Origin of the sequence: Aestuariibaculum suncheonense (assembly GCF_014596935.1) — a bacterium.
In the GTDB taxonomy this organism is placed as follows: domain Bacteria; phylum Bacteroidota; class Bacteroidia; order Flavobacteriales; family Flavobacteriaceae; genus Aestuariibaculum; species Aestuariibaculum suncheonense.
In genome coordinates this window covers 204,470-216,495 of record NZ_JACVXC010000001.1, presented here as the reverse complement: position 1 = coordinate 216,495, position 12,026 = coordinate 204,470, and the positions used below count along the sequence as shown (strand labels likewise).

Genomic DNA, 12,026 nt, shown 5'->3' with positions numbered 1-12,026 from the left:
ATATTAAATCTGTCAAACTTTTATGGGTAAATCATTTTTCAATTAACTATTTTGGTACATTGCGCCCATATTTAAAAACACCAGATGAGCAAAAAAATTATAGGCAGGGCAGACATTATTAGCTTCCCTAAATTGGGCTTATTCGATATCAATGTTAAGGTTGATACGGGCGCCTATACCTCTGCAATTCATTGTTCTGAGATTGTTGAAGAGAACAAAACACTTAAAGTTACGTTTCATAGTGATGTCCATGAGAACTTCGGAAAAACCGAAATCGTATTCGACGAGTATTCACGAACTAACGTAAAAAGCAGCAATGGCTTTAAGGAAAACAGATATAAAATTAAATCTGAAGTAATCTTTTTTGGGAAAACATATAAGATTAACTTAACTTTAAGCACACGCGACGACATGAGATTCCCCGTATTAATTGGAAGACAATTTTTAAAACGCAAATTTTTAGTTGATGTAGATTTAGAAAATGTTTCCTATAATTATAAAAACAAATGAACATAGTTATTCTTTCTAGAAATCCTAATCTATACTCAACAGAAAGACTTATTGAAGAAGGCGAAAAAAGAGGTCATAACATTGAAATTATCGACCCTTTAAAATGCGACATCATTATTGAAAAGGAAAAACCCACCATATTTTATAAAGACCGTTATTTAGATTATGTCGATGCGGTCATTCCGCGAATTGGAGCCTCCATCACGTTTTACGGTTGCGCCGTAGTGCGACAGTTTGAAATGATGGGTGTATTTACCATTGCCACATCAGATGCTATTCAGCGTTCACGTGATAAACTGCGAAGCTTACAACGCTTGAGTAAAGCCGGAATTGGCATGCCCAAAACCGTTTTCACTAACTATTCTCGCGATGTTGAAGAAGTTATAGAACATGTTGGCGGGGTACCTGTAATTATTAAACTATTGGAAGGCACCCAAGGTTTAGGTGTGGTATTAGCCGAAACTAAAAATGCCGCCGAATCGGTTTTAGAGGCCTTTAACGGGTTAGAAGCTCGAGTAATTGTCCAGGAATTTATAAAGGAAGCCAAAGGCGCCGATTTACGAGCTTTAATTGTAGACGGACAAGTGGTTGGCGCGATGAAACGCCAGGGTAAAGAAGGTGAATTCCGCTCTAACTTACACCGTGGGGGTTCGGCAAATATTATTAAATTAAATGAAGCTGAATTGCGTCTGGCAATGAATGCCTCAAAAGTACTTAAGCTTCCTGTTTGTGGTGTAGATATGCTGCAATCGGCTCGCGGACCGTTACTTTTAGAAGTGAATTCAACTCCCGGATTAGAAGGTATTGAAGCGGCTACTGGAAAAAATATTGCAAAAAATATCATCACTTATATAGAAAGAAATACACGTCGCTAAGTCTATGAACACCAATAAACCGGATATTTTAACTATTCTTGATACCCGAATTTTACCGGGTGAAAGCAAAGAAGTTAATTTTGATGTGGCCAACCTGCATACTTCATCTCCGGTTAATGTTCCTGTTATCATAGAGCGTGCTAAAAAACCAGGGCCTGTTGTTTTATTCACGGCAGGCATTCATGGTGATGAAGTTAACGGTGTTGAAATTGTCAGGCAACTTATTGCCAAAGGGCTCAACAAACCCAAATGCGGCACGATTATTTGTATTCCGGTAATTAACATTTTCGGATTCATCAACTTAAAACGCGAATTCCCAGATGGCCGTGATTTAAATCGTGTCTTCCCCGGAACGGCCGATGGTTCACTGGCCAGTAGAGTGGCACATAAACTCATTAACGAAATTATTCCTTATGTCGATTATATTATCGACTTTCATACGGGTGGTTCCGGCCGATTTAATGCGCCGCAAATTCGCATTGTAAAAGAACACAAGCAACTCAACGATTTGGCTAAAATATTTGGCGCACCCTTCGTGTTATACTCCAAAAACCTAAACAAATCGTTCAGAAATACCTGTTACAAACTAGGGAAACCCATGTTACTTTTTGAAGGCGGAAAATCGTTTCACATCGACGAAGCGGTAACCAATGCTGGTGTTAGTGGTTCTAAACGCATCTTGAGTCATTTTGGAATGCTGAATATTAAATCGAAATCCTCTAAACCCAAAAAGGAAACCGTTTTTATTAACGAAAGCCGATGGATTCGTGCACATTTTTCAGGAATGTTCAGAGCTACAATTCCTATTGGTGTTGCTGTAAAGAAAGGGGACGTTTTAGGTCATATTACAGACCCTTACGGGAAATTAAACCACGAAGTAAAAGCCACAAATTCAGGTTATATTATTAATGTTAACGAAGCTCCTATTGTATACCAAGGGGATGCCCTGTTTCATATTTCAAAAAAATTAAAACGTTAAAAAACAGCCATGCTTAAATCGGATCTGCGAAAAACCTACAAATTACTACGCAACAATTTATCGATAAATGATATTGAAGACTTAAGTTTAGAAATCGCAAACCGACTTTTAAAACTTCCTATTTGGGATTTGTCGTTTTACCATATTTTCCTCTCTATAGCTGAGTACAAAGAAATCGATACCGATTTCATTTTGAATATTCTATCTGGAAAAGACAAACATATTGTAGTATCTAAAAGTGATTTTAAATCGGGAAGCATGACAAATTATCTCCTAACTGACAGCACACTTATTAGAAAGAACAGCTACAACATTCCTGAACCTGTTGACGGTATTGAAATCGCAAACCATAAAATCGACGTAGTATTTATCCCCCTACTGGCTTTCGACAAACAAGGCCATCGTGTTGGTTATGGCAAAGGGTTTTACGACCGTTTTTTAAGCGATTGTAAACCCGAAACCATAAAAATAGGACTCTCTTTTTTTGATGCCGAAGAGCATATTGAAGACGCTCACGAGAACGATGTAAAACTCGATTATTGCGTTACCCCTAAAGCGATATATACCTTTTAGTTATTGCAACTTTCGCAGTAGTTTTTCCGCAGGTATTCATCTTCTAACAACTGAAATGTTACACCGCCTTTTTCAACGGCGTTGAACAGTTCACAAAAACGCTTTTGATTCATATTAGATGCATTAAGTAATACGGTTCTGTAATCTGAATCCTTGGTCAACTCCGGATTAATCAAAGTTAAATTTAAATAGTAGAACAATAAATCTTCATCGATATCAATACTTCTAGCTTTTCTATCTAACAACTCCACCGCCAAATCGGTATTGGCATAAAAGCTAAAAAATTGCGCCAAACTTAAATAATCGTAATCCGACAACGGGAATTTCTTATAGTTACTGTTAATATATTCAACCGCCTTATCCTTAATCGCATAGTTTCTAGCACTCATATCATTTTCAGCTTTAATAATATGGTAATTCACCAGCATTCGGGCTATTAATCCACTACCAATACCGTAATTTTTCAAGGCATTAATTTCATTCTTTAGAGCAATGTCATCAATATCAATCGCATTAAATCGCCATAATTTAATTTTTACAGCAGCAATGTTATATTTAATTCCGGCATCTTTAGGCGCGAGTTTTTCCAATTGCTGAAGTTCGTTATACACAATTAAAGCTTCTCTGAAATCGGTCATATATTTAAACGCCGAATTCTTATTGAATATCTTCACAAACTTATCCTGAAGTGGAATTTGCATCTTATCCAGAATATCGGGTGACGCCTCTTTAGATTTTACTTTCTCAAAAATGGAATTTTGAAGCTCTTTAACTTCTTCTAAATCACCACCTGCAACGGCTTCATTAAACTTTACCAATAGCTGCTCTGCCGTCTCTGAATTGTGTTTATCTTTCTTCTCCAGTTCCATTTCTATAACCGCCTTTCTGTGATTTTTCAAAATTGGCTCTAGCTCTCTGGACACAGCACCTTCAATCCTTGAACGCACTTCGCTTTTCGTTAAATTAGACAGATTATTATACTTCGTTCCTTTAATATCGTTAAAAAACTCTACCCAGTTTTCTGATGCTGTTACATTAGTTTTAATAGTAGACGTTTGAAAAGTTTGCAAAGCAGCAACAATACTATTAGCACGTAATTGCTGTAATTCGATATTACGTTGCGGTATACCTTCAATTGATGAATATGCTTTGATATCAATAGTTTTAATATTGAAATCCGTTAACCTTAAAGAATCGTAAATCGGTTTAATATCGGCCTGCGAATAATTCGATTTATTTTTTTGAAACGGAATAATAAACTTCATGGTTTTATTACTCACTACATAGGTTTCTCCTGTTTCCGATTCAATCTTTTTAGTATCATAAGTTAAATCGTCGAGATACATTCCCATATCGAGTAAATCCCAAGCATAAGATTCCAAATCATAAATTACATAATACTGGCAAAGATTCTTATTGCTTAAAAACAGAATATTGAATTCCATTTCATCGTTAAGCAATCCTTCCGGAATATTTCCAATATACACACTAAAACGGTCTTGTGAAGTTCCTTTTAATCCGCTTTTTAAGGCGTGCGCATAGACAGGTTTTAATAGAAAACCTCGAAACTGAGTATTTTCTATGGCTTCCTGATCGCAGGCATAACGGTCTTTTAAAACAATATCGACCGCCAAACCATCGCCAGAATTTACAAATAAGGTATTAAACCAATCTTTGTCGTTAACTTCAAAAAACAGTTTAGCGCCATCGCGCTTGATTGAAAATTTTACTTCTTTAGGTTTTTGTCTGAACGCATCGAAACACGTTTTACATTTTTGGTCTCTATCGCTGCCAGGAAAAACAATGTCGTAAGTGTGTTGAGAGAAAACATTGAAACATGATAATAGCAATAATGATAGAAAGAGGAGGGATTTTCCTTTCATTTAGTTGAGAGATTATAAAATTGGATTAATTAATTTATAAAGTTAAAAAACTCTTTAACTTTATAAATACGTATATGTACGTATTTTTAGCTTATTTATTGTTTTTAGGGAACGCTTTTTTGTTAAAAACGATAAGCATGATGAAACCAGTACTTATAGCCACATCGGCAATATTGAATACGGGTTCGAAGAAATTAAAGCGTTTCCCTGCTGAAATGGGAAACCATTCAGGTAAATCGACAGAAAACAATGGAAAATAAAGCATATCGACCACCTTACCATGCAACAAGGTATCATAACCACCTGCTTCGGGTAAAAACTGAGCAACCTGATTAAAACTATCATCAAATAAAACACCGTAAAATACCGAATCGATAATATTTCCTAAGGCGCCGGCAAAAATTAAGGTAATCGCCAGAATTAGGATTTTAGAACTTTGTTTTTTGGTCGCATCGTACAACCAGTAACCAATTCCAAAAATGGCTACAATTCTAAAAATCGTCAAGGCTATTTTAGCTGTACGTTCTGAAATAAATGAAGTAAAATCGCTGATTTTTGTGCCCCAGGCCATGCCGTCGTTTTCAATAAAATAGATTTGAAACCAACTAAAAATTTCAATATTCTCCTGTAATTTAAAATGTGTTTTAATGTAAATCTTACTCACCTGATCGATAAGTAGAATTATAAAAATTAAGACTATTGATTTTTTTAAGGACATAAATAGTTCAGCAATTACTTTAGAGGCCAGCCTCTATAAAAACAAAACGCCCCGACAATGATACCGGGACGTTAATATTGTACACGTTAAGATTTATTGCATGTTTTTAGCTTCGATGCTTAAAGTTGCATGCGGCACTAATTTTAAACGCTCTTTATTAATTAACTTACCAGTAACGCGACATACCCCGTATGTTTTGTTTTCAATTCTAATAAGTGCATTTTTTAAGTCGCGAATAAATTTTTCTTGTCGGATAGCCAAAGCTGAATTCGATTCTTTACTCATGACTTCACTACCTTCGTCAAAGGCTTTAAAAGTAGGAGACGTATCTTCAGTTCCATTAGTATGGTCATTCATATACGCACTTTTAATAAGCTCTAAATCATGCTGTGCTTTAACAATCTTCTCTTGAATAAGTTCTTTGAACTCGGCTAAATCCTTGTCAGAATATCTAACATTTAAATCTAAACTCATAACTTTAATGCTTTTGTATAAACAATTTGGTATTTACATCATCAAATACAACATCTATACCGTTTTCTAATTCATCAATTATTTCGAGTCCATTAGCTAACGTTTCTGCTTTAATATATGCCATATTTGCATCAACCGCATTAGCCACTTGCTCGTCTTTTTGAAGGATTACGTCTATTCTATCGGTAAGCTCGAAGCCTGAATCTTTTCTTAAATTCTGAATACGATTAATCAGCTCTCTTGCAATACCCTCTTTTCTTAAATCGTCGGTTATCGCTACATCTAATGCTACTGTTAAAGTACCTTCGTTTGCAACTAACCATCCTTCAATATCCTGAGATGTTATCTCTACATCTCCTCGCTCTAAAGTAATACTTTTTCCATTGATATCTACGTCTAAAATACCATTTTGGTCTATTTTTTTGATATCATCTGCAGTAAAGTTATTAACTAACTGAGCCACAGCTTTCATGTCTTTTCCAAATCTAGGGCCTAACACTTTAAAATTTGGTTTTATAGTTTTCACCAAGATATCTGATGCATCTTCTAAAACTTCAACCTCTTTTACGTTAACCTCAGATTTTATCAGGTCTGCCACGGCTAAAATCTCGTTTTTCTGAGTTTCACTATCGACAGGAATCATGATTTTCTGAAGTGGTTGACGCACTTTTATCTTCTCTTTAGCTCTTAATGAAAGTACTAAAGATGAGATGGTTTGAGCGCTTTCCATCTTTCTTTCTAATGACTTATCAACAAACGATTCGTCGAATTTCGGGAAATCTGCTAAGTGAACACTGTCAAAATCTTCCTTCTTAGTTACTGAATTTAAATCTAAATACAAACGATCCATAAAGAAAGGCGCAATAGGCGCACCCAACTTCGCGATGGTTACCATACATGTATATAACGTTTGATACGCCGAAATCTTATCTTTTTGGTAATCACCTTTCCAGAAACGTCTTCTACTTAAACGTACAAACCAGTTACTCAGGTAATCCTGAGTGAAATCTGAAATAGCACGAGCCGCTCTTGTTGGTTCGTATTCTGCGTAGAATTCATCTACTTTCTTTATTAAAGTATGTAATTCTGAAAGAATCCAACGGTCTATTTCTGGGCGTTCTTCTAATGGAATATCAGCTTCAGCGTATGTGAAGTTATCCAGGTTCGTATACAAAGTAAAGAACGAATACGTGTTATATAAAGTTCCGAAGAATTTACGCTTCACTTCCTCTACACCTTCCAAATCAAACTTTAAGTTATCCCAAGGGTTGGCGTTGCTAATCATATACCAACGTGTCGCATCAGCACCGTAGTTTCCTAAAGTTTCAAACGGATCGACAGCATTTCCAAGACGCTTAGACATTTTTTGTCCGTTCTTATCTAACACCAGTCCGTTAGACACCACATTTTTATAAGCCACAGAATCAAACACCATGGTACCAATCGCATGAAGCGTATAGAACCAACCACGAGTTTGGTCTACTCCTTCTGCAATAAAGTCTGCCGGATAAGAGGTTGCGTTGTCTATTAATTCTTTATTTTCAAAAGGGTAATGCCACTGTGCATAAGGCATTGCGCCTGAATCGAACCATACGTCGATAAGATCACTTTCGCGGAACATTTTCTGTCCTGTTGGCGAAACTAACACGATTTCATCAACAATATTTTTATGTAAATCGATTTTATCATAATTCTCTTCTGAATTATTCCCTACTTCAAAATCAACAAACACATCTTTAGCTAAAACACCAGCTTCAACAGCTTTAGCCATTTCAGCTTTTAATTCTTCCACAGACCCGATACAAATTTCCTCCTTACCATCTTCGGTTCTCCAGATTGGCAACGGAATACCCCAATAACGTGAACGCGATAAGTTCCAGTCGTTAGCATTGGCTAACCAGTTTCCAAAACGTCCAGTTCCAGTGGCTTTTGGCTTCCAGTTGATGGTTTCGTTAAGCTCGAACATACGTTCTTTAACATCGGTAACTTTAATAAACCAAGAATCTAACGGGTAGTAAAGAATTGGTTTATCAGTTCTCCAACAGTTCGGGTAACTGTGTTTATATTTTTCAACCTTAAAGGCTTTATTTTCTGTTTTTAACTGAATAGCTATTTCAACGTCAACCGATTTTTCCGGTTCTTCGCCATCGGCATAGTACTCATTTTTCACGTATTTACCGGCATATTCACCCATTTCTGGTCTGAATTTACCTTGTAAGTCTACTAACGGTACTAAGTTTCCGTTTTCATCTTTTACCAACATTGGAGGCACTTCAGGCGTTGCTTGCTTTGCTACCAAGGCATCATCAGCACCAAAAGTAGGCGCCGTGTGCACAATACCTGTACCATCTTCAGTCGTTACGAAATCACCAGAAATGACTCTAAAGGCATTTTCAGGGTTATCATTAGGTAAGGCATATGGTAATAATTGCTCGTAAGTAATCCCTACTAACGCACTACCAACAAACTCTTTAATAATGTAAAATGGAATTTTTTTATCGCCTTCTTTGTAAGCCGCAATCTCGATTTGATCTTCAATTTGCTTGAACTTCCCTGCAAACTGATAGCTCACTAATTTTTTAGCCAACACCACTTTAATCGGTTCGAATGTGTATTGATTGTATGTTTCAACTAATACATACTCGATTTTAGGTCCAACGGTCAACGCTGTGTTACTTGGTAAAGTCCAAGGGGTGGTCGTCCAGGCTAAGAAATGAATATCGCCTTCATTTTGTAAAAATTCTGGTAAAGATTCTTGCTTTGCTTTAAACTGAGCTACAATAGTTGTATCGGTAACATCCTGATATGTTCCCGGCTGATTCAGTTCATGAGAACTTAAACCTGTACCAGCTTTTGGAGAATATGGTTGAATGGTATACCCTTTATACAACAAGTTTTTGCTGTAAATCTGTTTTAGTAGCCACCAAACAGATTCCATGTATTTAGGCTTATAGGTAATGTACGGATCGTCCATATCTACCCAGTATCCCATTTTTTCTGTTAAGTCATTCCAGATATCGGTGTAACGCATAACCGCCTTACGACAAGCCTCATTGTACTCTTCAACAGAAATGGTTTTACCAATATCTTCTTTAGTAATTCCTAATTCCTTTTCAACACCTAGCTCCACAGGAAGACCGTGGGTATCCCAACCAGCTTTACGTTTTACCTGATATCCTTTTTGCGTTTTGTAACGACAAAAAATATCTTTAATGGCACGTGCCATAACGTGGTGTATTCCTGGAAGACCGTTTGCTGAAGGTGGACCTTCGAAAAACACAAACGATTCGTTATTTTCTCTTGTAGAAATACTCTTTTCAAAAATATTGTTTTCCTGCCAATAGTTAAGAATTTCTTCTGCTACTTTTGGCAAGTCAAGACCTTTATATTCAGGGAATTTAGCGCTCATTTTATCAATTTTCATTTCGAGCAGCGAAATTAAGGAATTTTGACAAAATAGCCGTGCCGATTGCAAGTAAATTAAACAATAAAACCTACCAGATCTTCTATTTTTGAAATCATTTGAATTTTTATCACCGTATTCTTCAGAGAAATCTTGTTGTACTTCGAGACAAAGATAGTTGAGAAACCTAATTTTTCAGCTTCTAAAATACGTTGCTCCACACGTTGTACCGGACGAATTTCACCTGATAAACCAACCTCTGCAGCAAAGCAAAAATCCTTTTCCAAAGCCACATCTTCATTGGATGATAAAATAGCAGCAACTACTGCCAAATCTATCGCCGGATCATCAACCGTAATACCACCGGTAATATTTAAAAAAACGTCTTTAGCTCCTAATCGAAAGCCTGCTCGCTTTTCTAAAACCGCCAGCAACATATTCAATCGCTTGGCATTAAATCCAGTAGCACTGCGTTGTGGCGTACCATAAACGGCAGTACTCACCAAAGCCTGAACCTCAATCATTAACGGCCGCATACCCTCTAATGTAGCAGCTACAGCATTCCCTGAAAGTTCTTCATCTTTTTTGGAAATTAAAATTTCAGATGGGTTGGTTACTTCACGTAAACCAGAGCCTTGCATTTCATAAATACCGAGTTCATTGGTAGAGCCAAAACGATTTTTATTCGCTCTTAAAATTCTGAAAATATGATTGCGATCACCTTCAAACTGCAATACCGTATCGACCATATGCTCCAGGATTTTTGGTCCGGCAATATTACCGTCTTTCGTGATATGCCCAATTAAAATGACTGGTGTAGCGGTTTCTTTCGCAAACTTAATCAACTCTGTGGTACATTCTTTAATTTGAGATATACTTCCTGAAGATGATTCGATATAATCGCTATGTAATGTTTGAATGGAATCGATGATAACAACATCGGGGTCTAAGGCTTCAATTTGCTTAAAAATATTTTGGGTTTTTGTTTCCGTTAGAATATAACAATTGTTGTTATTTGGATTGATGCGTTCGGCACGCATTTTAATCTGTTTCTGACTTTCCTCCCCGGAAACGTAAAGTGTTTTATAAGGCAGTTTTAATGAAATTTGAAGCAGCAAGGTACTTTTACCAATACCCGGTTCACCTCCTAAAAGCGTTAGCGATCCCGGCACAATGCCACCACCTAACACGCGATTCAACTCTCCATCAAACGTATCTAATCGTGGTTCTTTAGAAACATCAATATCTTTAACACGCAGCGGAACTGCTGCTTTTTTTACCGGTGATGTTGGCGATTTCCAATCGCTTTTTTCAGGCGTTTGAATCACCTCTTCTACAATGGTATTCCACTCTTTACAGGCATTACATTGCCCTTGCCATTTCGCAAACTGCGAACCACAACTCTGACAAAAAAAGGTTGTTTTAACTTTTGCCATTAATACCCAAAATCTGTTTTAATTGCTTCGGCTTTTTCTAATACTAAATCTTTTGTAATACCTCCAATTTCTTTTAAAATATAAGCCGACTGATAGGTTTTCATAGCCCTTTTAGAGTCTCCTGTTTCTTCATAGAACCTTGCTAAATAATAGTTTCCGAGTAAAGTCTCCGGATAAGCATCACGTGCTAAATCGCCCAATCGTTCGAAATATTCAAAAGCCTCTTTCTTTTCAATAGCTGCTGCTATAGCTCGAAAATCATTCACCAAAATTGGCTTTTTAATTCCGAATAAATCGTAAATCGACTGATATTTTGCTTCTAAATAAGCCACTGGAGAATCTTCAAGTTTTAAAATCACATCCTGATATTCCTGTTTACTTATTGGTTTATACACGCTAAAAATCGTTTCAATAGCATTTGGCAACGCATGCGCCGGAACAGAATAATGAGATGGCCCTTCGAAGCCTTGATATTTATAAACGACATTTTTATTATTCACCGTAGCCATATCCTGATTTAGCACCTTAGCCATATCTTTTACAGAACCTATATCGTTATTGGTATACGATAAATAGTAAAATATTTTTGAAACCGTTTTACTTAATTGTCCTGGTAAAAATGAAATCATACCTGGCGCTAAAACCGGACTCATCGCAATATAGCCCTGAAATATAGGCTGAGGCTTTAACAAAAAGTAATTAATAAAATTAGCAGTTTCTCCGTGACCGACAGCTACTTTAAAATTACCGACTTTATACTTATTCTGTATATACGGAATCAACTCCATGCCCACAAATTCAAAGAAACTCGCGCCGCTTTCTATTGGTAATGAATTTTGCTCGGAATACAAACAATCATCGTAACGTTTATCGAACTGATTAATTCCAACCACAATCGCCTCAGGCATATCTTCCCAGTAGGCGTAATAATCGGTGTTTCCCACAACAGCTTCAAACAAATAATCACCATCAAAAACTACAAACAACGGATAGGTTTTGTTTTTATCACTACCGTATCCTCGTGGTAACTGGATTTTAATTTCTCGGGTATCTCCTAATCTAGAAGATTCAATTTTCTCAAGTTTTACCTGGGCCTGAGTCACATTAATTGAAACTAACAGGATTAAAACAGAAAGTATACATTTCATGGTTAGAAAATGATTTGAGATTTATTA

General features: G+C 36.5%; 10 protein-coding genes. 4 read left to right on the top strand and 6 right to left on the bottom strand.

What is annotated here, in order from left to right:
* Positions 1 to 84 precede the first annotated feature (84 nt).
* From ICJ84_RS00920 to ICJ84_RS00905, 4 genes are read left to right on the top strand one after another with little or no spacing between them, the layout of a single operon-like run.
* On the top strand, positions 85 to 510 hold the full coding sequence (locus ICJ84_RS00920) for an ATP-dependent zinc protease family protein (RefSeq protein ID WP_188214481.1): 426 nt from the start codon (positions 85 to 87) through the stop codon (positions 508 to 510).
* Positions 507 to 1,385 carry a 30S ribosomal protein S6--L-glutamate ligase gene (gene rimK, locus ICJ84_RS00915; protein WP_188214480.1) on the top strand — a complete coding sequence of 293 codons (879 nt, stop codon included), beginning with the start codon at positions 507 to 509 and terminating at the stop codon, positions 1,383 to 1,385. Before ICJ84_RS00920 ends, rimK begins: the two co-directional genes overlap by 4 nt.
* A gap of 4 nt (positions 1,386 to 1,389) precedes the next feature.
* On the top strand, positions 1,390 to 2,364 hold the full coding sequence (locus ICJ84_RS00910) for a succinylglutamate desuccinylase/aspartoacylase family protein (protein WP_188214479.1): 975 nt from the start codon (positions 1,390 to 1,392) through the stop codon (positions 2,362 to 2,364).
* A 9-nt stretch (positions 2,365 to 2,373) separates the two neighbouring features.
* Positions 2,374 to 2,937, top strand: a complete 564-nt coding sequence (locus ICJ84_RS00905) for a 5-formyltetrahydrofolate cyclo-ligase (protein WP_188214478.1) — start codon at positions 2,374 to 2,376, stop codon at positions 2,935 to 2,937.
* On the opposite strand, the gene ICJ84_RS00900 is transcribed toward ICJ84_RS00905, so the two are convergent.
* The 6 genes from ICJ84_RS00900 to ICJ84_RS00875 form a co-directional block, all read right to left on the bottom strand.
* Entirely contained in the window at positions 2,934 to 4,820 is a 1,887-nt protein-coding gene (locus ICJ84_RS00900; protein ID WP_188214477.1) for a hypothetical protein, read from the bottom strand. The two genes, ICJ84_RS00905 and ICJ84_RS00900, sit on opposite strands and share 4 nt — an antisense overlap.
* A 91-nt stretch (positions 4,821 to 4,911) precedes the next feature.
* Positions 4,912 to 5,538 carry a lipoprotein signal peptidase gene (locus ICJ84_RS00895; protein ID WP_188214476.1) on the bottom strand — a complete coding sequence of 209 codons (627 nt, stop codon included), beginning with the start codon at positions 5,536 to 5,538 and terminating at the stop codon, positions 4,912 to 4,914.
* 93 nt (positions 5,539 to 5,631) lie between these two features.
* Positions 5,632 to 6,012, bottom strand: coding sequence for a TraR/DksA family transcriptional regulator (locus tag ICJ84_RS00890; RefSeq protein WP_188214475.1), 381 nt, complete (start codon positions 6,010 to 6,012; stop codon positions 5,632 to 5,634).
* Positions 6,013 to 6,016: 4 nt separating this feature from the next.
* Positions 6,017 to 9,421, bottom strand: a complete 3,405-nt coding sequence (ileS, locus tag ICJ84_RS00885; RefSeq protein ID WP_188215410.1) for an isoleucine--tRNA ligase — start codon at positions 9,419 to 9,421, stop codon at positions 6,017 to 6,019.
* Positions 9,422 to 9,492: 71 nt separating this feature from the next.
* Complete coding sequence (gene radA, locus ICJ84_RS00880) at positions 9,493 to 10,851, bottom strand: DNA repair protein RadA (protein WP_188214474.1); 1,359 nt, start codon at positions 10,849 to 10,851, stop codon at positions 9,493 to 9,495.
* Positions 10,851 to 11,999 (bottom strand): alpha/beta hydrolase, encoded by a 1,149-nt coding sequence (locus ICJ84_RS00875; RefSeq protein ID WP_188214473.1) that lies wholly within the window; start codon positions 11,997 to 11,999, stop codon positions 10,851 to 10,853. The genes radA and ICJ84_RS00875 overlap by 1 nt, the downstream gene beginning before the upstream one ends.
* Between the last annotated feature and the right edge of the window lie 27 nt (positions 12,000 to 12,026).

Excerpts from the sequence above, each read along its gene's own strand:
- ICJ84_RS00890 (WP_188214475.1), bottom strand. The coding sequence starts at position 6,012 with ATGAGTTTAGATTTAAATGTTAGATATTCTGACAAGGATTTAGCCGAG.
- radA (WP_188214474.1), bottom strand. The coding sequence starts at position 10,851 with ATGGCAAAAGTTAAAACAACCTTTTTTTGTCAGAGTTGTGGTTCGCAG.
- ileS (WP_188215410.1), bottom strand. The coding sequence starts at position 9,421 with ATGAGCGCTAAATTCCCTGAATATAAAGGTCTTGACTTGCCAAAAGTA.
- ICJ84_RS00905 (WP_188214478.1), top strand. The coding sequence starts at position 2,374 with ATGCTTAAATCGGATCTGCGAAAAACCTACAAATTACTACGCAACAAT.
- ICJ84_RS00895 (WP_188214476.1), bottom strand. The coding sequence starts at position 5,538 with ATGTCCTTAAAAAAATCAATAGTCTTAATTTTTATAATTCTACTTATC.
- rimK (WP_188214480.1), top strand. The coding sequence starts at position 507 with ATGAACATAGTTATTCTTTCTAGAAATCCTAATCTATACTCAACAGAA.
- ICJ84_RS00920 (WP_188214481.1), top strand. The coding sequence starts at position 85 with ATGAGCAAAAAAATTATAGGCAGGGCAGACATTATTAGCTTCCCTAAA.
- ICJ84_RS00875 (WP_188214473.1), bottom strand. The coding sequence starts at position 11,999 with ATGAAATGTATACTTTCTGTTTTAATCCTGTTAGTTTCAATTAATGTG.
- ICJ84_RS00900 (WP_188214477.1), bottom strand. The coding sequence starts at position 4,820 with ATGAAAGGAAAATCCCTCCTCTTTCTATCATTATTGCTATTATCATGT.
- ICJ84_RS00910 (WP_188214479.1), top strand. The coding sequence starts at position 1,390 with ATGAACACCAATAAACCGGATATTTTAACTATTCTTGATACCCGAATT.